The following is a 20,057-nucleotide window of genomic DNA, read 5'->3' on the forward strand; positions in this document are numbered from 1 at the left end:
TCACTTCAAGTCAGTTTAGTGTTTATGGCACAGTGGTTTAGCTAAGGTGTTAAGGGTGTTAAGGTGTCTGTCCCAATTAGATTTTTTAGAGAGAACAATGAACTCATACACGAACGAATGTAAAAGGTTGTCTATCAATGCACGAGCAGCAATTGGTCTGCTTATCTTTGAGCGTTTCTGTGTTCTTCATGGTTTAGAGCTTCATGAAAATCAGGAGTTTTTGGAGCACTTATGGGATTGGTTTCTCGTTGATGGTCCCGACGAATTCGAGCCTTGGGAATCTAAACGACCTACTTTAGTAAATTGCGGGCTAGGTGACGAATTTCCCGAGGGCTTACTGCTTTCTCTCGCCCAAACCGGAATCGGCGAGACTCAATTTAGGACTATTGTCAGTGGGGTAACCGATATTTTATGGGGTAGTTTTTGGGGTGCGGCTGAAAACGAACAATCAATGGCTGCACTTGAAAATGTCATTTCAGCTAGTGGCATGGAAAAACTGCCGGTTTTAACACCCTTCAAGTTCTCATTGTTTTCACAAAACGATGGCTGGGGTGATAAAATTACACCTCAAGATTTGGAGTTTTGGCGCACCTGTGTGAAATATGCATAGGTTTTGATCTAGCCACTAAGGCTATTCAAGTATGTGTTTATTTGAACTCAAAGGTGCTTTCTAATACCGGATACACTCAGTATGCATTGTGGTGTGTGTCCTGAATTCATCCAAGAGTTTGGCTGTAGAATTTGAACGTCGCGCATCTACTCATTGTTTTACATTTAAATGATGAGGAGATTCGTAACAGCAGGGCAGCATGGCATTATGTTGAATTAGGAACAACACAGATGAAACAGCAATTTATTCTAATGTCTGAGTACAATCAATGGATGAATGAGTCATTACTCTCGTATTTAAATGAGGGAGTTGACCTTGATATTTACGAGGAAAAAGGCGCGTTTTGGGGCTCAGCTTTCAAAACGATGAGTCATATTTTTACTTGCGACTTGATGTGGTTACATCGATTTACCAATGTTCAGAGTTTCTATGACTTGACTGAAAGTCTGAATGAGTTTCCTCATCCAACTTCTATTAGTACGCATTGCTTCGAGACTCTAGAAGAATTGCGCGCAAGTCGTGGTAAATTAGATGTTGTAATTGCTGACTGGATAAGTTCCATTAGTGATACTGAATTTGATTCTAATGTGGTTTATCAAAACTCTTCAGGTAGGGAGTTTTCAGAACCCTTCGCATCGGTGTTACTGCACTTTTTTAATCACCAAACTCATCATCGAGGTCAAGTGACAACCCTAATTAGTCAAAATGGTGACAATTCGTATTGTACTGACCTACTCGCTCTCATTCGAAAGTAAAAGCATAACAAATTACTAATCATTGACTCCTGACATATGGCAACTTCAGCACTGAGTTTATGGCACATGTTCAGGTTGGGTGTTATCATGTTACCGCCTTAACAGGGCGCGGGCGGGTCCCCTGATAATTTCCCCAACCCATAGGTATGCGTTAGGCGCTGGTATTCCTCTATTGCCAAAGAGCCTTCGCCACTAATGATGGGTGTGTGTCCTGAATTTAATCTTTAATAACAAACAAGAGAATGATTACCATGAAAAAGTTTATATGCATCGCACTGTGCGCAGCGATTGGTGTTTATGGATTACTTGTAGGTGACTTTTTCGCAGGCTTCGTCATGATAGCCGTTGCCGTCTTTATCGCGGTTGTGGACACCTCAGAAGGAAAGTCGCCGGGGCCTTCTATGCAAAACTCTTATTCCTATAACGATTCGTCGGGTGGAGATAGTGGTGGTGGAGATAGTGGTGGTGGAGATTAAATAAAATAATCATGAGTGTGTGTCCTGAATTTAATTCTTTGCGAGTATAATCGACAAGCTCGCGCTTAACCGCTGGCCTTACAGCTTTATTTCCAGAATATCTTTAACGATAGGGTGCTCGAGGCTGAGGTCGGCAAACATTTGCTTGAGCCGCCGATTCTCATCCTCGAGCTCCTTAAGCCGTTTAACATCTGACGCTTCCATCCCACCGTACTGGACTTCCAGCTGCAGTATGTTGCATCAGAGATGCCATAGTCACGACAGACTTAGTTGATCTTTCGGCCTGCTTCGACTTCCTTCAAGATCTTAACGATTTGCGTTTCTGTGTAGCGTGATTTTTTCATCATGCGTTCTCCGTTTGTTTCAGTGTAAACGGAAAAACTCTAATTGCTAATGACCAGTTTTTTGGGGAGGGTTACAGTGCATAATTTATCTCTATATTATGGAGGATGTTCTTTTTAGGTGGGATAAATATTTCTATATCGATAGGCCCATTTCTATTTCTAAATTCATTTCTTTGAAAATGAAATTAACTATAAATTACATAAAAAAATCATAGATTGGAATATCTTTATTTTGGCTGTGCTTGCTTTAAGTGGAGCTCATTAACGACCTAATTACTTTACATTAAGGATGAAATTATGGGTAAAAGACGTTCAGAAATTAATGGTCCAAACGAACCCTCTACGGGCCCTAGTATTGATTTTGAATCATCAGAAGAGGCTATGGGTATCAATAGTAAAGAACGTGATTGTCCTACTTTTGCGCGTGTGTAATGCCTTCTTCAACGAGTCCTATGGCATTTCGCTCGTCAGGTGTTTCGTATTCAGAGTTCCACTCGATAGAGAGAGCGTTGTCTGAGCTTGTACAGAATATAGAGAACTATGATGAAGTTGAGCTTGATAGTGATCTCAAGGCAACCGAGTTTCTAAACAAATACGATAAGCTATGCCAAATTATAGATTTGTCGGAGTTAGATAGGTTGCCAATTGTAGATTTATCAAGCCTACAAGAAGACTCTATGGGGTTTAAGGTGCATTACAATAGTCTGTTAAGCTCAGTTAAAGCGAAAGGGTATGATTTACTGGTCCATACTGCATTTAGTCAGAGCAACATATGGCTCACGTCTACGTACATTCCCGGGTTGGAGCGCTTCAATATTATAGATAAGGGGAAATGGGTCGTACCACTGGGGGATAAGTAATGCATGTCGCTACCTGCCTAAAGTATTTTTTACTCTTTTCTACTTTGCTTCTCCTTAAGGTTAACTTGGCTTTGCCTTCTTATTTAATCGGGCAAATAATTAATGTTGTCTCTCAGACCATATCTCTGGAAAGCATGGAGACTTTGTTAATCTATTTGTTACTATCAACACTAGTGACTGTTGGTATATCTCCTTTTTTCACGTACTTTTTTGAACAAGAGGTACAACTTAACGTCGAAACTAAATCACGATCAATGTTTAGTCAGTTGATGCGTAAACCCTTCAGTCATTTCAAACGCTTAGAGATAGGCTCACTAGCTAGTAAATTTGAAAGAGGTATTGGATCTTATGAACAGTTCATCAACCTAAGTGTTTCGCGAGGTTTGCCCTTAGTCATTGAATTGTTTGTTTTGTGTTGCGCTATTGTCTTTTTTAGTGGATGGATAACCTTTACTCTTGTGATATTTATCCTAGCTATTTCCACAATGATTAAGACTCTAATTATTAGGCTAAGACGCCCTTATATTGGTCGAGTAAACGGTGCAGAAGATGAAATATTAGATCAAATTGTTGGTGTATTTTCTGGTATACGTACGATTCAGTCTAATCGTGTCGAAGGTTTTTTTGAGAAACGCTTAGCTCCATTTTTTGAAAATTATAGACAAGCAACGGTCTCTCTTGCTGTCAGTCGGAGTGTTTTTGATGGTGTCGCTATAGCGACACAGAGTTTAATTTCGCTTTCAATGATCGCATTATTTATATTTCACTTGTTCCCAGAACAACGCTCTGATGCTGGGGAACTTGTCACTGCGTTGCTTCTCTCTGCTAGTTTAACTAGAGCTTTTACTGGTCTGTTAGATGTATATCGATTAATGGATCAAAGTCGTGAAGATTTTTCAGCATTAAAACTGATTCTAGATAACAAAAATGAAATAGTGGAACTTAGTAAATTGTTGGAGTGTAGTGGTTTAATGATCCCGGACACCAAATTAGGTGGTAAAGTCTCCACCATACATGAGGTGTTCAATGACAAAACGACAACGACGTACATTTTCTTCTGAATTCAAAGTAGAAGCTGCAAGCTTGGTTCTTGATCAAGGTTACTCAATATCTGAGGCGGCACGCTCTCTAGACATCGGTGATACAGCCTTACGACGCTGGGTCGAGCAACTAAAGATTGAGCGTGGCGGAGAAACGCCAACGGTTAAAGCTTTGACGCCAGAACAGCAGAAGATCCAAGAGTTAGAAGCTAGGATTAATCGCTTAGAAAGAGAAAAATCCATACTAAAAAAAGCTACAGCTCTCTTAATGTCGGACGAACTAGAACGTTCTCGCTAATTGACCAGTTGAGGGAGCACGAAACGGTCAAAGTTCTTTGTGAGCTGTTCGATGTTGCGTCTTCCTGCTACTACGAGTTTAAACAACGAAAGCCGGATGTTAATCGCATTCGGTTAGCCAGCAGAATGAAGCAGCTCTTTAACATGAGTCGCGGCGCTGCTGGTAGCAGAACTCTTGCTTCTATGCTGAAGTCTGAAGGCTTTGATGTCGGACGTTTCAAAGTACGTAAGCTTATGCAAGAAGCAGAGCTGATAAGCAAACAACCGGGCTCGCATCGCTATAAGCAGGCTAAGCTAGAGCGACCAGATATCCCCAATAGGTTGAAGCGTGAGTTCTCTGTTACCACTCCAAATGAAGTTTGGTGTGGCGATATTACTTACATCTGGTGCGGTTCAAAGTGGAGTTATCTGGCTGTTGTACTCGACCTATTTAGCCGTCGTGTAGTGGGTTGGGCACTATCAGACAAACCTAATGCAGAGTTGACTTGCAAAGCCTTGGACATGGCTTGGGAACAACGAGGACGACCTAACAACGTGATGTTCCACTCAGACCAAGGAAGCCAATACAGTAGCCTAAAATACCGTCAAAGGCTTTGGCGATATCGCATAACTCAGAGCATGAGTCGTCGAGGTAATTGCTGGGATAATGCTCCTATGGAAAGGCTATTTAGAAGCCTAAAAACCGAATGGATACCAGCGACAGGATATTTAACCCAAACTCAGGCAAAGAGGGATATCAGCTATTACTTAATGAATTACTACAATAGGCACCGGCCTCATCAAGCAAATGATGGGCTGTCCCCAGTTACTGCCGAAAATCGGCTTAAGTTAGTGTCCGGAATTTGTTGACCACTACAGAGAGTGTTCTTCAAGAGTTAGCGAAGCCCGATGTAAACACCATTGCTGTTATAGGTAAAAGTGGCCAAGGGAAAACAATTTTACTTGATACTCTTTCTGGCTTGTTGACATCAGAACCAGTGACTCCTCTATCTTCTAATTACCTAGAGCAAAATAATTTTGTTTTCTCAGGAAGTGTCTATGACAACCTCACGCTTGGAAAAGATGTAAAACATGATTGGTTAACGAAACAGCTAGATAAAGTAGGGCTCTCGTCTAGATTAACACTAGATACTATTTTACAAGGTAATGGTCAGAACCTTAGTGGGGGGGAAAAGCGTAGGCTCTGTTTTCTTAGAGCCTATATTCAAGCACCTGAACTGTTATTGTTAGATGAGCCAACAACTGGCTTAGATAGTCAAACAAGCCAAGCTTTGTGGAAGATGATTTTTAGCTTAATAGACCCTAAGTCTAAGATGGTTGCCGTGACACACGATAGCTCTTACTTAGACCATTTCGACAAAGTCATCGTTCTAGATTAACTTGGAACTCTGTGAATGAGTGTATTCTGGTTACTAACGTAACGAGGTAATGACCCATTGTTTGTTATGCAGCGCAACGACTTGTAGTGGTGTAATAATCCCTTAAAATTAAGGCGAACCAAACGGTTCGCCTTTTTTACTTAAGTTGGTTTCCAACTTGGTTATCTGTGATCAACAACCTAATTAGTCTTGGTAGTTCTCTATGCTAGGGCAAGAACAGATTAGGTTACGGTCACCGTATACGTTATCTACACGGTTAACGGTAGGCCAGTACTTCCAAGACTTAGTGGCAGGTGAAGGGAAACAGCCAAGCTCACGTGAGTATGGGCGATCCCATTCCTCAGCCGCTAAATCAACTTGAGTATGCGGTGCGTTAACCAGAGGGTTATTCTCTAGTGGCCATTCACCCTTCTTCACTTTCGCCATCTCTTCGCGAATCGCGATCATCGCGTCACAGAAACGGTCGATCTCTTCCAGATCTTCAGATTCTGTTGGCTCAACCATAAGCGTGCCGGCAACAGGGAACGACATAGTAGGTGCGTGGAATCCGTAGTCCATCAGACGCTTAGCGATATCTTCTTCGCTGATACCTGTTTCTTCTTTCAGTGGACGAATATCAATAATACATTCGTGCGCTACGCGGCCATTTGTACCACGGTAAAGAACAGGGTAATGAGGGCGTAGACGCTCCATCATGTAGTTCGCGTTTAGAATCGCAACTTTGGTCGCATCAGTCAGGCCAGCTTCACCCATCATGGCGATGTACGCCCAAGAGATAGGCAGAATAGACGCGCTACCTAGATCTGCTGCAGAGACAGCAAAGTCTTCGCCTTCCACACCGTTTTCGATGTGGCCAGGAAGGAATGGTGCTAGGTGCGATTTAACACCGATAGGACCCATACCCGGACCGCCGCCACCATGTGGAATACAGAACGTTTTGTGTAGGTTCAGGTGAGAAACGTCAGAGCCAATAAAGCCTGGAGACGTCAAGCCAACCTGAGCGTTCATGTTGGCACCGTCTAGGTAAACCTGACCGCCAGCAGCATGAACCATTTCACACACTTCTTTCACTTGCTCTTCGTAAACGCCGTGCGTAGAAGGGTAAGTGATCATAATGCTAGACAGGTTGTCTTTGTGCTTCTCGATTTTTGCCGCGAGATCGTCGATATCGATGTTACCGTCGTCATCACACTTCACCACGACGACTTTCATTGACACCATAGACGCTGTTGCAGGGTTAGTTCCGTGTGCTGAGCTTGGGATCAAACAAACGTTACGGTGACCTTCACCGCGGCTGTCATGGTAGCGTTGAATCGCGATAAGACCTGCGTACTCACCAGATGCCCCCGAGTTTGGTTGTAGTGAGAAATCGTCGTAGCCTGTGATTTCACACAGCTTCTCTTTCAAGTCTTTCGCTAGAGCTGAGTAGCCTGCTGCTTGCTCGATGGGAGCGAATGGGTGAATTGAACCAAATTCAGGCCAAGTCACCGGGATCATCTCAGCCGCCGCATTCAGCTTCATGGTACAGCTGCCCAGTGGGATCATACCGTGCGTCAGTGAGAAGTCTTTGTTCTCTAGCTGCTTGAGGTATCGCATCATCTGCGTTTCGCTGTGGTGCGTGTTGAATACTGGGTGAGTTAGGTACTCTGAAGTACGACGCAGTGCTTCAGGGATAGCCGCGAACTCGTTGGCTGCGATTTCAGAAGACAGTGCATTGACTGCTTCTTTTACGCCAAATACGGCAAACAATGCTTCCACATCGTCAGTCGTTGTTGTTTCGTCGCAGCTGATACCGAGCTTGCCGTCTAGCTTGCGCAGGTTGATGTCTGCCGCTTGTGCTTTCGCGTACAGCTCTTCTGTCTTACCAGCAGTATTGATCGTAATGGTATCGAAGAAGCTATTGTGTGCGAGCTCGTAGCCTGACTTCGTCAGACCTGCTGCAAGCATAGCAGTCATGTGGTGAGTACGACGAGCAATGGTACGTAGACCTTCCGCGCCGTGGTAAACCGCATAGAATGAGGCCATGTTTGCCAGCAGTGCTTGAGCCGTACAGATATTTGACGTCGCTTTCTCACGGCGGATATGCTGCTCACGAGTCTGCATTGCCATACGTAGCGCTTGGTTACCTTTTGTATCAATAGACACACCGATAACACGACCAGGCATGGTACGTTTGTGCTTGTCACGTGTTGCCATGAAGGCGGCGTGTGGACCGCCGTAACCCATAGGAACACCAAAGCGCTGCGCTGAGCCGATAACTACGTCCGCGCCCATTTCACCTGCAGGTTTCAGTAGCGCTGATGCTAGAAGATCAGTTGCGACGGTAACCAATGTTTTGTTGGCTTGCGCTTTGGCGATGATGTCTGTCAGGTCACGAACTTCACCCGTAGTTCCAGGGTACTGCACCAGCGCACCGAATACGTCTTGCTCAGGTAGAGATTCAAGCGAACCGATTTGTACGTCAAAGCCGATGTATTTAGCACGAGTCTTGACCACTTCTATCGTTTGTGGGTGAACATCGTCGGCAACGAAGAATACGTTACTTTTGCTCTTGCCTGCACGCTTACATAGGGTCATCGCTTCGCCAGCTGCTGTTGCTTCATCGAGCAGAGACGCGTTAGCGATATCCATTGCCGTCAAGTCCATTACCATTTGTTGGTAGTTCAGCAATGCTTCTAAACGACCTTGAGAAATTTCTGGTTGGTAAGGGGTATAAGCGGTATACCAGCCTGGGTTTTCCAATACGTTACGTAGAATCACGTTTGGCGTAAAGGTATTGTAGTAACCCTGACCGATGAATGTACGTTTAATTTGGTTTTGCTCTGCGAATTGACGCATTGCAGCCAGCATGTCTGCTTCGCTTAATGCTTCAGCCATGGTCATTGGCTGTTCTAGGCGAATTTGAGCTGGTACGGTCTCGTCGATCAGTGCGTCAAGACTGACAACATTGATCGCATCCAACATTTTTTGTTGGTCAGATTTGTTTGGGCCGTTGTGGCGAGCAACGAACTCATTTTGTGTGCTGAGGCTTTGAAGTAATTCAGTCATTGTCCTTTACCTACTCCATCATTCGGGTATCGGATATCATTACTGATATAAATAATTATACGTCCGAACTTTGAAAAAAAGCTGCCTCCCAGTTGGGGGCAGCTTTAAACTCGTCCTAATTACTCGTCTTCGATCGAGTTTAGGTACTCTTCTGCGCTTTTCAGATTGTCTAGCTCGGATGCGTCTGACATCTTCACCTTAACAATCCAACCGCCTTCGAAAGGTTCTTCGTTGATAAGCTCTGGGCTATCTTCTAACTCTTCGTTGATTTCCAGAATTTCACCAGTGATTGGCGCGTAGATATCTGAAGCGGCTTTTACAGATTCAACCAAAGAGAAGCTGTCACCCGCTTCAATTTCTGCTTCTACTTCAGGTAGGTCTACGAATACAACGTCACCTAGCATTTCTTGTGCATGCTCTGAAATACCGATAGTTACTGTGCCGTCACCGTTATCACGTACCCACTCGTGGCTATCTGCAAACTTCAGTGTGTTGTCCATTGCTTAATCTCCAAAAATATAACTTTGATTAAATTGTTTATTGGTAAAGTGGGTAGCGATTACACAGCGCTTTCACTTCTTTGCGAACGCGTTGTTCTACTTCTGCGTCACCTTCAGGGTTGTTCACCAATCCATCCAGTACATCGCCAATCCAGTTACCGATGAGTTTGAATTCTTCAGCGCCAAAGCCGCGGCTTGTACCCGCAGGCGTCCCTAAACGGATGCCCGATGTAATCATAGGCTTCTCTGAATCGAAAGGGATGCCATTTTTGTTACATGTGATCCCCGCACGCTCCAATGCTTCTTCGGTTTTATTACCTTTCAAGCCCTTAGGACGAAGGTCAACCAGCATTAAATGTGTGTCGGTGCCGCCAGTCACAATGTCACAACCGCGAGTTTGCAATACTTCTGCTAGAACTTTTGCGTTATTGATCACTGAATCAATATAAGTGTTGAATTCTGGGCCTAGTGCTTCACCGAATGCGACGGCTTTAGCTGCGATAACGTGCATCAGAGGTCCACCTTGAAGGCCAGGGAATACCGCTGAGTTAATTTTCTTAATAATGTCTTCGTGGTTAGTCAGGATCATGCCACCACGAGGGCCACGTAATGTTTTGTGCGTGGTGGTGGTTACAACGTGTGCATGTGGCAGTGGGCTAGGGTGAGCGCCTGTAGCGATAAGACCCGCGATGTGCGCCATATCAACCATTAGAATTGCATCGACTTCGTCTGCGATTTCACGGAACTTAGCGAAGTTGATAGTACGCGGAATCGCACTACCACCAGCGATGATCATTTTGGGTTTGTGCTCCAGTGCCAGAGCGCGAACGTCTTCGTAGTTGATTTCTAGGGTTTCACGATCCACACCGTACTGAACGGCATTGAACCATTTACCAGAAAGAGCAGGTCGCGCACCGTGAGTTAGGTGGCCGCCCGCATCGAGAGACATGCCTAGAATGGTATCGCCAGGTTGAAGCAGAGCCAGTTTAACCGCACCGTTTGCTTGGGCACCAGAGTGAGGTTGAACGTTCGCGAAATCGCATTTGAACAGCTGTTTAGCGCGCTCAATGGCAATGGTTTCTACGGTATCAACATGCTCACAACCGCCGTAGTAACGACGACCAGGGTAACCTTCTGCGTATTTGTTGGTTAGGCAAGTACCTTGCGCTTGCATAACGGCTTTAGAAACAATGTTTTCCGAAGCAATGAGCTCGATTTGTTCGTTCTGACGGGTATTTTCCGCTTGTATACCAGCGAAAACCGCGTCGTCTGTAGCAGCAAGATTCGTCGAGAAAAAGTTCTCTAGGCTGTGATTTTGGTAAGTGTTGTTCATGGTAGATGACCTTCCATTCGCGCCAACGAGATTATTAATAGGGTTATCGCTCTCGTTAGTCCTCTTTCTATTTACTGCCCTCAAAACTGAAGACAGGGTGAATTCTATACCCCCAAGTGATGTTTCAAAATCTAGGGGAAAAGCCGAATCTCACTGCTAAATCACTTTATCAGCCAGTTCGGAAATAGCATCTCTACAACTAACAAGTTGGTAACATAGCGGTTGTCGAAGGAACAATCAACCAAAAATTTCCTATTGGAAACATGGTTTCTAAAACTGTTACAAAGAGCACGCTTTATTTCCTATTGTTATCTTTCCTCTCTGAGTGGGTTGGTGCACAATGAAAATGAAACAGGAAGTGGACGTTTAATAAGAGGGAAGCATGCCCGAAGATATCTATGATGAGTACCCATCTTTGACTCTGGCAAAAGAGGCCGCCGATCAAAATATCGAGCCCCTGAAATTGGGTGAGAGAATCAAGGATATTCGCGGTAAGTTAGGGATCACTTTAGAAGAGGCGAGTCAACGTACTGGTCTCGCTCGTTCAACCCTAAGTAAGATCGAGAACGAGCAGATTTCTCCTACGTTTCAGGCGATGCAAAAGTTGGCGCTTGGATTGCAAATAGATATGCCACAACTCTTTGAACCACCTAGAAAAAAGGTGGCAACAGGGCGTAGGGACATCACCAAGAATTTGCAGGGGAAACCTCACCCGACACCGACCTACGAACATGAGCTGTTAGCGACTCAACTTTCCAATAAAAAGATGATGCCTTTTAAAAGCCAAGTGCATGCTCGAAACTTTGAGGAATACGGTGATTGGGTTCGTCATGACGGTGAAGAGTTTTTGCTGATTTTGTCTGGCTCTGTCATGTTCTATTCGGAGTTTTATGAACCGGTGGAGTTGAGTGAAGGAGACAGCGTTTACTATGACGCGAATATGGGTCATATGTTGATCTCAACCAGCGAGCAGGATGCCAATATTTTGTGGGTGACCGCTAAATAACACGATTTAGATACAATTTCCTATAGTGAAGGCAAACGTTTGCTTTTGGGGTTTGGATGAGTACAATAGCGCCATCTTGGGCTTAATCAGTCTGAGGTGGCGTTTTCTTTTTGCTCCTTCTAATGTGAATATGATGTTAAATGTCACACTTTGGACTGTTCTCCTGCGGTTAATGGTGCAAAAATTCTCCACTCGTGTTTATTATTGGAAACAAGGTTTCCTTGAACGGAAAACGAACCTGATTAAATGGAGACAACAATGACTCAAGATCTACTCAAAACACCACTTCATACACTTCACGTCGAAGCTGGTGCGAAAATGGTTCCTTTCGCAGGCTATGACATGCCAGTCCAATATAAGCTGGGTGTAAAGAAAGAGCACTTGCATACTCGCGACGCTGCGGGTCTTTTTGATGTGTCCCACATGGGGCAACTTCGTTTGCACGGTGAAGGTGCCTCGGCATTTCTTGAGTCGTTAGTTCCTGTTGATATCATTGACTTACCACAGGGCAACCAGCGCTATGCTTTCTTTACCAATGAAGAAGGCGGCATTATGGATGACCTTATGGTGGCAAACCTAGGCGACCACCTTTTTGTTGTGGTTAACGCCGCGTGTAAAGAGCAAGACATCAATCACCTTGAAGCTCATCTACCTGCAGGTGTAGAACTAGAGATCATCGATGATCGCGCATTGCTGGCGCTTCAAGGTCCTAAAGCCGTTGATGTGCTGAAACGTTTCAACCCAGAAGTGGCTGAGATGCTATTTATGGATGTGAAGAAGTTAGACATCCTAGGTGTCGAATGCATCGTCAGCCGCAGTGGTTATACGGGTGAGGATGGTTACGAAATCTCGGTTCCGAACACGCACGCTGAAGAGCTTGCACAGAAGCTGACAGCGGAAGAAGAAGTGGAGTGGATTGGCCTCGGTGCACGTGATTCTCTTCGTCTAGAGTGTGGCCTGTGTTTATACGGACACGATCTTGATACAACAACGACGCCTGTAGAAGCAAGCCTTCTTTGGGGCATTCAGAAAATTCGCCGCACAGATGGTGAGCGAGCAGGCGGTTTCCCCGGTGCCGATATCATTCTTAAGCAGATTGAAACGAAAGATGTGTCACGTAAGCGTGTTGGCCTAGTGGGGCAGACGAAAGCGCCAGTGCGTGAAGGTACGGAGCTGTTTGATGCTGATGACAATAAAGTTGGTGTTGTTACCAGCGGTACAGCGGGTCCAAACGCAGGTAAGCCCGTTTCGATGGCCTATGTACGTGCTGACCTTTCCGCTATTGGTACGGAGTTGTTTGCAGACGTTCGCGGTAAAAAGCTGCCGATGACGATTGAAAAAATGCCATTTGTACCTCAACGCTACTACCGCGGCTAATTTTATAGCCCATAGAATAGTCTCATTATTGAAAGCTCACTAAGGTGGGCTTTTTTTTATATTCAGCTTCACATTTTAATTGACAGCCAACTCATTAGTACCATAGTTTCAAGCAAGTTAACATTTTGGCGCAAAAGATAGCTCGACTACCGGAATTAGCTCGACGTGGGGATTTTCTGATGGGTATCATCATTATCTGATTTGAATTCACATGGAAACCTGTATGAAAAAGCTATCTATACTCTTGCCGCTGTTTCTTGTGTCCAAGAGTTACGCGCTCGATGTGACACCCTATATCGTCAATGGCTCAGCAGCGGACATTAATCAATTCCCTTCATTTGCCAGTTTGTATTTTAATGATGGTAGTCAGTATGGGAATTTTTGTGGAGCGACGGTCATCAACTCTCAATATGTGTTGACCGCCGCACACTGTATCTACAATGAGAGTTACCAGAATTTGCATACTTGGGTGGTTCCCCAGTTAACCGATCAGAGTCAGTACCCAAGCGGGAGCTTTCAATCCTCTCGAGCGAAAGAGTTCTATTTTCCTGATGATTATGTCGATTCTAAAGCGCAAAGGTGGCCTAACGATATCGCTATTATCAAACTAGAATCCCCACTCAATATTTCGGATTATCAATATCTTCTGAATACCACGCAAAATGATAGCTACGCATTGAATAATGGAACGAATTCGTTCAAGGCGGTAGGACATGGTTTGATTCAAGGCAATGTGGCTTCTAGTGGCACCTTGTTGGAAACGAGTTTGGAGCTAGAAGATAAATCAGTGTGTGGTTCTACCGATAAGCAGCTGTGTTTTGATGGTGTCCAAAATGGCTCGTACAAGAACGCAGTCTGCAATGGCGACTCAGGCGGCCCGGTCTATTGGCATGATGGTGGTCAGTTTGTGCAGATTGGCATTACCAGCTTTGGCCCTGAAACCTGTGGCGATCCTTCCCAGCCCGCCACCGGTGTGTTTACAGAAGTGTACGATTACAACTCATGGATCAGCAGTGTTATTTCTGGTGGGCAAACACCTAAATATTATGTTTCTACGAGCAGCGGTGGTACTCGCTCTCTCGTCGACAACACAGTGCAAAGCAGTGGTGACAGCAGTGGTGGAGGCGGTGGAGGCTCACTGGGCTATCTGTCTTTATTGTTAATACTGGGCGCTTTTTCCAGAAGGAAGTTAACAAGTTAGATACCGTTTGTCCTTTCGTGAACTAAACTTAATGTTGACGGATACGAAAGGGAGACGGGAATGTGAAAAATTCAATTTGGTTTCTTAGCCTGATACTACTCAGCTCCCGATTGATGGCGTTTGATGTCTCGCCTTATATTGTGAACGGGAGCAACGCAAATATCGTTAATTACCCTTCTTTTGCCAGCCTTTTTTACCGCAACGGAAACACTTACAGCACCTCTAGTTATTGTGGCGCGACAATGATAAACAGCCAATATGCGTTGACCGCAGCTCACTGCATTTACGGTAACGAAAGTACCATGTTATACACGGTTGTGGTGCCCCAGTTAGAGGATGAATCCAATTTTCTCTCCACTCAGCAGGCACTAGCTTCAGAATTCTATTACCCCGATGATTATGTTGACTCAGGTGCAGAACTTTGGCCCAACGATATCGCGATTATTAAACTCGAAACCGCACTTTCTGTATCCGATTATACGTCACTCTTAAATACGACGTTAAACAATAACTTTCCTAGCCCAGCAGATTACAAAGCAATAGGTCATGGCCTGATAGAGGGCGGTTCAAATGGTACTCGGTTGTTGGAAACGTCACTGGAATACATCTCATTGGCGAGTTGTCAAACCCAATACAGTAAGGTGACAGATAAACAAATCTGTTTTGGTGGACCACTGGTTGGCAGCTTGCAAAACTCAACCTGTAACGGTGATTCAGGTGGGCCAGTCTATTGGTATGATGGCAGTCAGTATATTCAAATTGGTATTACTAGCTTCGGACCGAGTACGTGTGGTGATGCGTCACTGAACGTGACTTCCGTGTTTACCGATGTCTACGACTACATTGGTTGGATTAACAGTGTGGTCAACGGGCAAGTCACACCAAAGTACTACGTGACGACCGTCAATGGGGTCCGGGTTTTGAACAGTAATGTCAATGGCAGTTACACCAGTACGACCTCTGAGGGTGGTAGTGGCGGAACCCTCAACCTTGTCGTTTTACTGTCCATGGGCATGATTTATTCAAGGAGAAAAGGCATCCCAACTCGCCTATTCAAATAGATACGAGATATATAAACTGAATCTCAAAAGTGAGACTGGGTGGTAAGTATCTAAAATAAAGACGATAAATTGTGCGTTTGAATCGCTATCAATGATTTACTGTGTTGACTATTTACAACTAAACGATAGTTTTAAATGACAGAATAAGTTGAGCCGGAGAGTTCGCAGATGGCAAATAAATGCACCCACGAAATAACCTTTCTTTCAGACGTGAGCATGCAATCCAAATTGTTTAAAGATTCTTTAGAGCAAGGCGTTCAATTGGACGTCACTATTGTTCCGATTGAAACGCTCGAAGAATGTGAAGGTGAGAGTGCCGTTCTTGGCGATTACATTCTGTTTGATTACCACTATCTGGACGACGAGAGATTTGATTTCTATAGCCACATTCGTTCTCTAAGTAGCAAGAACTCAAAGGAAATTGTGATTAACTGTCCGAAAGATGTGCCTTCGACACAACTTTTTAAATGGCGAAATCTCGTCGGGGTTTTCTATGTCGATGACGACATTTCTTTACTGTTAAAAGGTATGGAAAAAATCATGCAGGATGAAATGTGGTTGTCGCGCAAAGTCGCTCAAGATTACATTGAGCATTTTCGTTGTGCGAACAATGTAACCACATCGCAAGCTTACGCCAACTTAACCAAGCGTGAGAAAGAAATTATGCGCTTGCTGGGTCATGGCGCATCCAATCTGCAAATTGCCGATGAGTTGTTTGTTAGCGAGAATACAGTGAAAACCCACCTACACAATATTTTTAAGAAGATTAATGCTAAGAACCGTCTTCAGGCACTATTGTGGGCCAATAATAACATTGCACTCGAAGAAAGAGTTTAAAAGCGTTTAGTTTTAGGGTCGTGATTTAAAAACGGGAGCTGAATTGCTCCCGTTTGTTATTAGTCGTATAGGGTCGGAATGGGTTGACGTTTATGTTGTGTCGCTTGGTAGATGGCGATCAGTTTGTCTGATGCTTCTTGTGACACTGGCTTTCCTTCCAAGAAGTCATCAATCTGGTCGTAAGTGAGGTGGAGCGCATCTTCATCGGCCTTTTGTGGGGCCAGTTCTTCTAGATCGGCGGTGGGGGTCTTTTTCACAAGAAGTTCTGGCGCTCCTAATGTTGCTGCGACTTCACGTACCTGACGTTTGCTCAAACCAAATAATGGCGCTAGGTCACAGGCGCCATCACCGAACTTGGTGTAGAAGCCGGTAATGTTTTCCGCTGAGTGATCAGTACCAAGTACTAGCCCCCCGACATACCCAGCAATTTCGTATTGAGCAACCATGCGCGCTCGAGCTTTCACATTACCTTTTACAAAATCGATCTTAGAGGCTTGTTTGGGTAAGAGGTCTGTATGCGCTAGCGCTTGATGTGAAGCGGCATGTAGGCCATCTACTCCAGCTTTGATGTTAACCGATACGGAGTGTGAAGGCTGAATGAACTGAAGCGCGATTTGTGCTTCGTCTTCATCTTTTTGTTCGCCATAGGGCAGACGAACCGCAATAAATTGATAGCCGCCATCCGTTTCTTCGTTCAGTTCATTGACGGCAAGCTGTGCTAGGCGGCCACAGGTTGTTGAATCGACTCCGCCACTGATACCAAGCACTAACGCTTTGCACTTTGCTTCCTGCAATTTACGCTTAATAAATTCGACACGACGCGATATTTCAAACTGTGGGTCGATTGATGGCAATACACGCATCTCGTCGCGAATTAGCTGTTCCATTATGTTTCCTTCCTGCAAGCAATGATTTTCAAAAATAATGGTAATATCATACCTAATTGAACAGATTTGAACACGGTGAACAGTGATTTCACAATCATCAGGAAAGAAAATGAACAAAATCGCAGTATTCGGCAGCGCATTTAACCCACCGACCCTTGGCCACAAGAGTGTGATCGACTCACTGACCCATTTTGATCGGGTTTTACTGCTGCCGAGTATTTCTCATGCTTGGGGGAAAGCAATGCTTGACTACCAAGCTCGCTGTGAATTGGTCGATGCATTTATCGAAGATCTGCAACCTAGTAATGTTGAACGGTGTCGAGTTGAAGAAACGATTTATCAACCAAACCAAAGTGTCACAACCTTTGCAGTTTTGAATGAATTGCAGCGTCAGTGCCCAGAATATGACATTACTTTTGTCATTGGCCCTGACAATCTATTTAATTTTGCTAAATTTTATAAAGCAGATGAAATACTTAGTCGATGGTCAGTGATGGCATGTCCTGAAACTGTCAAGGTCCGTAGTACGGACGTGAGAAATGCAATAAGTGACAAAAAAAACATTAATTCACTGACGACGCCTAAAGTTTGCCAAATGTTAGCCGAAAAAGGGTATTATTAACGAATGCTGTACTAATTATTCGGGGTGTGAATGAAAGGTCGCTCATTGATATTGATGATTGGGTTCGTGTCTTCCTCTGCTGGCGCATGCGAGCTGTATGATACTGGCTATTCGTCTGATTCGGTGTTGTTTCATTCTTCACGCGGGATCTGCTTCTCTTTACTCGATGGCATTCAATATACTGCGAATAAACTCGATGCTTTTGATGAGTGGATATCGGAAGAGCGCTCTACAGACTATTCCTCATACTGGGCTGACTGGGTTTTGCAAACAGAGACCAGCCCGATCCTGAGTCAAAGTCTTGCTTCTAATTATATTGGCATTGGCGTTTGGGTACCGTCGGAACTAGAAGACAAAATCAATGTTGCAGAAACAGAAGATTGGATCATGAGTCATGGGCTGCAGTTAAGTGTTGGTTTCGGCGAGAAGAAGCCAGGCGAGCCAAGGCTAAGGTTGGATTATCGCTGGCATGATGACTACGAACGTGATGTTATCATGCAGCTAGAACTCCCATTCTAAACCTAGCGGTTCAACGACACCCGACGTGCTTTTTATGAGTCAAACATGTTGACCACGGTTGATGGTGCACTGGACATAGTGCGCTTTTCCTGCAGCTCAATCAGGATTTGAGGCTTTTCGGGGCGTGAGTAGAAATAGCCTTGGATCTGGTTACAGCCCATTTCATGCAACTTATCGAGTGCTTCTTTACTTTCCACACCCTCTGCGACTAGCTCAACGTTGAGCTGCTTAGCTAATTGAATAATGAGCCAGACCACGTGTTCAGAGGTTTCGTTACACAGCATATTACGAATGAAAGTGGCATCGATTTTGATACAATCGATCGGGTAACTGTGGATGTAATTCAAACTCGAATATCCGGTACCGAAGTCATCTAACGCCACTGTGAAACCGAGTACTCTAAGTTGGTTGAGTATGAATCTTACTTCGCTGGTGCGTGAGAGAAGCACGGTTTCTGTGAGTTCAATGGTAAACTCATTCGGCTTGAAACCATATTTGCTAATGGTTGAAGTGAGATGTGCCAGATAGCGATTGGTATCATTGAGTTCATGAGCCGAGCAATTGATGCCAAGTTTAACTTGATACCCTAAACCTTGTTCAAGCTCTTTTTCGCCTGGCAGGCGAGATCGATGATACGTTCTCCCAATTCTACAATGAGTCCAGACTGTTCAGCCGCTTCGATGAACTCTAAAGGCGAAATCATACCTAAAGTTTTGCTTTCCCAACGTGCTAAAATTTCGAAGTAGTCCCAGTTATCTTGATCACAATGCACAATTGGTTGGGCGAGCACGTAGATTTCACTGGGTTTCAGGTTGGCAGGTGACAATTCGTTACGAAGTGCATCTATCACCATGGTCCGTCGATAATATTGCGCGCTCAAATGAGTATCGTAGCACTGGACTTGAGAGTTTCTTGAACGCTTACAATCTTTGAGCGCGAGGCTAGCGTTAAGAATCAACTGATCGGCGGTCAGTCTATGATCCGTTTTTCTGGCAATACCAATACTGACGCTAATTTTAATATTGTGCGCCGAGTCTTTGTAACCCCCTCCAATTTGCTAAGAATACTCCGACATACTTCAAGCGGGTCACCGTTGTAGGTGATGAAGGCGAATTCGTCGCCAGCAATTCTAAACGCTAATTGTCTGTCTTGAATTGAGGACTCAATTGCGTTGGCGACAAACTTGATCACTTGATCGCCGATGTAATTGCCATACAAGTCATTGACGGATTTAAAGCTATCAATATCGACGTAAGCGAGTGTAAATCCATCCTTCCGCTCTTCAGATAGTCGTTCTAGTTTGTCTGACAAGAAACTGCGGTTAAGTAAACCAGTGAGATTATCATGAGAGACTTCGTAACTCAGCTGATTGACCAAACTCTCAGAGCGGGCAGCAAGCCATTTAGATCTCAAGCTATGTACTACCACGTTAGCAAATAACTTGTGGTAGTAAATGAGTGCGTCACTATCTTCGATAGGGGTTTTGAACGTAGACAGTAGTACACCGAGCACATCTCCAGAGCGAGTTCTTATTGGCACCCCCAAGTAAGCTTTTATTTGGTGCTGTATGAGGTAAGGGTCTTGCGGGTATTCTTGATCAACCTTGTTATCGTAAAGAATGTAATCGCGGTCCGACTTTCTGACATGCTCACAAGGTGTGCCCCGCAGGGCATAGGAGATAGGCTGGCCTAACGTGTTGTTGCACGCATGGGACAAGGTTTGCGCATTTGAATTGAACTTATCAATTTCAATAATGCAGGTGCAAAAGGACTCAAAGTGTTTGTGTAGTACAAGCGTGACCTTGTCGAGTAACGCAGGCCCATCGAGTTGAAGCGTTTTGTTCACCACATCTAAATCCATCGATGTGGTTTGTTGTTGTAACCTAGCCATTTGAGTAACCTACCT

At 44.5% G+C, this 20,057-nt stretch carries 18 protein-coding genes and 2 pseudogenes; 14 read left to right on the forward strand and 6 right to left on the reverse strand.

The window, feature by feature from the left end; all coding sequences use genetic code 11:
* Positions 1-97: 97 nt before the first annotated feature.
* The 3 genes from KW548_22335 (at position 98) to KW548_22345 (ending at position 1,841) form a co-directional block, all read left to right on the forward strand.
* Entirely contained in the window at positions 98-610 is a 513-nt protein-coding gene (locus tag KW548_22335; protein QXX08375.1) for a hypothetical protein, read from the forward strand.
* Between the two features lie 230 nt (positions 611-840).
* Positions 841-1,365 carry a DinB family protein gene (locus KW548_22340; protein QXX08376.1) on the forward strand — a complete coding sequence of 175 codons (525 nt, stop codon included), beginning with the start codon at positions 841-843 and terminating at the stop codon, positions 1,363-1,365.
* Between the two features lie 251 nt (positions 1,366-1,616).
* Complete coding sequence (locus KW548_22345; GenBank protein QXX09527.1) at positions 1,617-1,841, forward strand: hypothetical protein; 225 nt, start codon at positions 1,617-1,619, stop codon at positions 1,839-1,841.
* A gap of 46 nt (positions 1,842-1,887) precedes the next feature.
* On the opposite strand, the pseudogene KW548_22350 reads toward KW548_22345, so the two are convergent.
* Positions 1,888-2,185: pseudogene (locus KW548_22350) on the reverse strand (transposase).
* A 452-nt stretch (positions 2,186-2,637) separates the two neighbouring features.
* Between KW548_22350 and KW548_22355 the strand changes: the two are divergent.
* From KW548_22355 to KW548_22370, 4 genes are all read left to right on the forward strand, one after another.
* On the forward strand, positions 2,638-3,045 hold the full coding sequence (locus tag KW548_22355; protein ID QXX08377.1) for a hypothetical protein: 408 nt from the start codon (positions 2,638-2,640) through the stop codon (positions 3,043-3,045).
* On the forward strand, positions 3,045-4,106 hold the full coding sequence (locus tag KW548_22360; protein ID QXX08378.1) for a hypothetical protein: 1,062 nt from the start codon (positions 3,045-3,047) through the stop codon (positions 4,104-4,106). The genes KW548_22355 and KW548_22360 overlap by 1 nt, the downstream gene beginning before the upstream one ends.
* Positions 4,072-5,231, forward strand: a protein-coding gene (locus KW548_22365; GenBank protein ID QXX08379.1) for an IS3 family transposase whose coding sequence is annotated in 2 segments (ribosomal slippage) — positions 4,072-4,339 and positions 4,339-5,231 — 1,161 coding nt in all. Because the reading frame shifts where the segments join, the coding sequence is not laid out codon by codon here. The genes KW548_22360 and KW548_22365 overlap by 35 nt, the downstream gene beginning before the upstream one ends.
* Complete coding sequence (locus tag KW548_22370; GenBank protein QXX08380.1) at positions 5,225-5,761, forward strand: ATP-binding cassette domain-containing protein; 537 nt, start codon at positions 5,225-5,227, stop codon at positions 5,759-5,761. The genes KW548_22365 and KW548_22370 overlap by 7 nt, the downstream gene beginning before the upstream one ends.
* A 183-nt stretch (positions 5,762-5,944) precedes the next feature.
* Here the strand turns inward: KW548_22370 and gcvP are convergent, their stop codons facing one another.
* From gcvP to KW548_22385, 3 genes are all read right to left on the reverse strand, one after another.
* Entirely contained in the window at positions 5,945-8,809 is a 2,865-nt protein-coding gene (gene gcvP / locus KW548_22375; protein QXX08381.1) for an aminomethyl-transferring glycine dehydrogenase, read from the reverse strand.
* A 119-nt stretch (positions 8,810-8,928) separates the two neighbouring features.
* Complete coding sequence (gene gcvH, locus KW548_22380) at positions 8,929-9,309, reverse strand: glycine cleavage system protein GcvH (GenBank protein QXX08382.1); 381 nt, start codon at positions 9,307-9,309, stop codon at positions 8,929-8,931.
* Between the two features lie 37 nt (positions 9,310-9,346).
* A complete protein-coding gene (locus KW548_22385; GenBank protein ID QXX08383.1) occupies positions 9,347-10,642 on the reverse strand; it encodes a serine hydroxymethyltransferase in 1,296 nt (431 codons plus the stop codon).
* A gap of 382 nt (positions 10,643-11,024) precedes the next feature.
* Here KW548_22385 and KW548_22390 point away from each other — a divergent pair, with 382 nt between their 5' ends.
* The 5 genes from KW548_22390 (at position 11,025) to KW548_22410 (ending at position 16,124) form a co-directional block, all read left to right on the forward strand.
* Positions 11,025-11,648, forward strand: a complete 624-nt coding sequence (locus KW548_22390; protein ID QXX08384.1) for an XRE family transcriptional regulator — start codon at positions 11,025-11,027, stop codon at positions 11,646-11,648.
* 258 nt (positions 11,649-11,906) lie between these two features.
* Positions 11,907-13,025, forward strand: coding sequence for a glycine cleavage system aminomethyltransferase GcvT (gene gcvT / locus KW548_22395; GenBank protein QXX08385.1), 1,119 nt, complete (start codon positions 11,907-11,909; stop codon positions 13,023-13,025).
* A 223-nt stretch (positions 13,026-13,248) separates the two neighbouring features.
* The gene (locus tag KW548_22400; protein ID QXX08386.1) at positions 13,249-14,226 is read left to right on the forward strand and encodes a trypsin-like serine protease; all 978 of its coding nucleotides are present in this window, start codon (positions 13,249-13,251) and stop codon (positions 14,224-14,226) included.
* A 113-nt stretch (positions 14,227-14,339) separates the two neighbouring features.
* Positions 14,340-15,287 (forward strand): trypsin-like serine protease, encoded by a 948-nt coding sequence (locus KW548_22405; GenBank protein ID QXX09506.1) that lies wholly within the window; start codon positions 14,340-14,342, stop codon positions 15,285-15,287.
* Positions 15,288-15,455: 168 nt separating this feature from the next.
* Positions 15,456-16,124, forward strand: coding sequence for a LuxR C-terminal-related transcriptional regulator (locus tag KW548_22410; protein ID QXX08387.1), 669 nt, complete (start codon positions 15,456-15,458; stop codon positions 16,122-16,124).
* Between the two features lie 59 nt (positions 16,125-16,183).
* Here the strand turns inward: KW548_22410 and nadE are convergent, their stop codons facing one another.
* The gene (nadE, locus tag KW548_22415; GenBank protein ID QXX08388.1) at positions 16,184-17,011 is read right to left on the reverse strand and encodes an ammonia-dependent NAD(+) synthetase; all 828 of its coding nucleotides are present in this window, start codon (positions 17,009-17,011) and stop codon (positions 16,184-16,186) included.
* A gap of 109 nt (positions 17,012-17,120) precedes the next feature.
* On the opposite strand from nadE, the gene KW548_22420 reads away from it, so the two are divergent.
* Positions 17,121-17,633, forward strand: a complete 513-nt coding sequence (locus KW548_22420) for a nicotinate-nicotinamide nucleotide adenylyltransferase (GenBank protein QXX08389.1) — start codon at positions 17,121-17,123, stop codon at positions 17,631-17,633.
* A 54-nt stretch (positions 17,634-17,687) separates the two neighbouring features.
* Positions 17,688-18,152: a hypothetical protein gene (locus KW548_22425; protein ID QXX09507.1), complete on the forward strand. Its 465-nt coding sequence runs from the start codon at positions 17,688-17,690 to the stop codon at positions 18,150-18,152.
* Between the two features lie 32 nt (positions 18,153-18,184).
* Here the strand turns inward: KW548_22425 and KW548_22430 are convergent.
* Positions 18,185-20,042 (reverse strand): annotated as a pseudogene (locus KW548_22430) (EAL domain-containing protein).
* Between the last annotated feature and the right edge of the window lie 15 nt (positions 20,043-20,057).

The sequence above is a fragment of the Vibrio neptunius genome, assembly GCA_019339365.1.
GTDB lineage: Bacteria > Pseudomonadota > Gammaproteobacteria > Enterobacterales > Vibrionaceae > Vibrio > Vibrio neptunius.

What these genes read in the sequence shown, in the direction of transcription:
- gcvT (QXX08385.1), top strand. Translation starts at nt 11,907, where the DNA reads ATGACTCAAGATCTACTCAAAACACCACTTCATACACTTCACGTCGAA.
- gcvH (QXX08382.1), bottom strand. Translation starts at nt 9,309, where the DNA reads ATGGACAACACACTGAAGTTTGCAGATAGCCACGAGTGGGTACGTGAT.
- KW548_22400 (QXX08386.1), top strand. Translation starts at nt 13,249, where the DNA reads ATGAAAAAGCTATCTATACTCTTGCCGCTGTTTCTTGTGTCCAAGAGT.
- KW548_22410 (QXX08387.1), top strand. Translation starts at nt 15,456, where the DNA reads ATGGCAAATAAATGCACCCACGAAATAACCTTTCTTTCAGACGTGAGC.
- KW548_22420 (QXX08389.1), top strand. Translation starts at nt 17,121, where the DNA reads ATGAACAAAATCGCAGTATTCGGCAGCGCATTTAACCCACCGACCCTT.
- KW548_22360 (QXX08378.1), top strand. Translation starts at nt 3,045, where the DNA reads ATGCATGTCGCTACCTGCCTAAAGTATTTTTTACTCTTTTCTACTTTG.
- KW548_22355 (QXX08377.1), top strand. Translation starts at nt 2,638, where the DNA reads ATGGCATTTCGCTCGTCAGGTGTTTCGTATTCAGAGTTCCACTCGATA.
- KW548_22390 (QXX08384.1), top strand. Translation starts at nt 11,025, where the DNA reads ATGCCCGAAGATATCTATGATGAGTACCCATCTTTGACTCTGGCAAAA.
- gcvP (QXX08381.1), bottom strand. Translation starts at nt 8,809, where the DNA reads ATGACTGAATTACTTCAAAGCCTCAGCACACAAAATGAGTTCGTTGCT.
- KW548_22425 (QXX09507.1), top strand. Translation starts at nt 17,688, where the DNA reads ATGATTGGGTTCGTGTCTTCCTCTGCTGGCGCATGCGAGCTGTATGAT.
- KW548_22345 (QXX09527.1), top strand. Translation starts at nt 1,617, where the DNA reads ATGAAAAAGTTTATATGCATCGCACTGTGCGCAGCGATTGGTGTTTAT.
- KW548_22340 (QXX08376.1), top strand. Translation starts at nt 841, where the DNA reads ATGAAACAGCAATTTATTCTAATGTCTGAGTACAATCAATGGATGAAT.
- KW548_22405 (QXX09506.1), top strand. Translation starts at nt 14,340, where the DNA reads ATGGCGTTTGATGTCTCGCCTTATATTGTGAACGGGAGCAACGCAAAT.
- KW548_22335 (QXX08375.1), top strand. Translation starts at nt 98, where the DNA reads ATGAACTCATACACGAACGAATGTAAAAGGTTGTCTATCAATGCACGA.
- nadE (QXX08388.1), bottom strand. Translation starts at nt 17,011, where the DNA reads ATGGAACAGCTAATTCGCGACGAGATGCGTGTATTGCCATCAATCGAC.
- KW548_22385 (QXX08383.1), bottom strand. Translation starts at nt 10,642, where the DNA reads ATGAACAACACTTACCAAAATCACAGCCTAGAGAACTTTTTCTCGACG.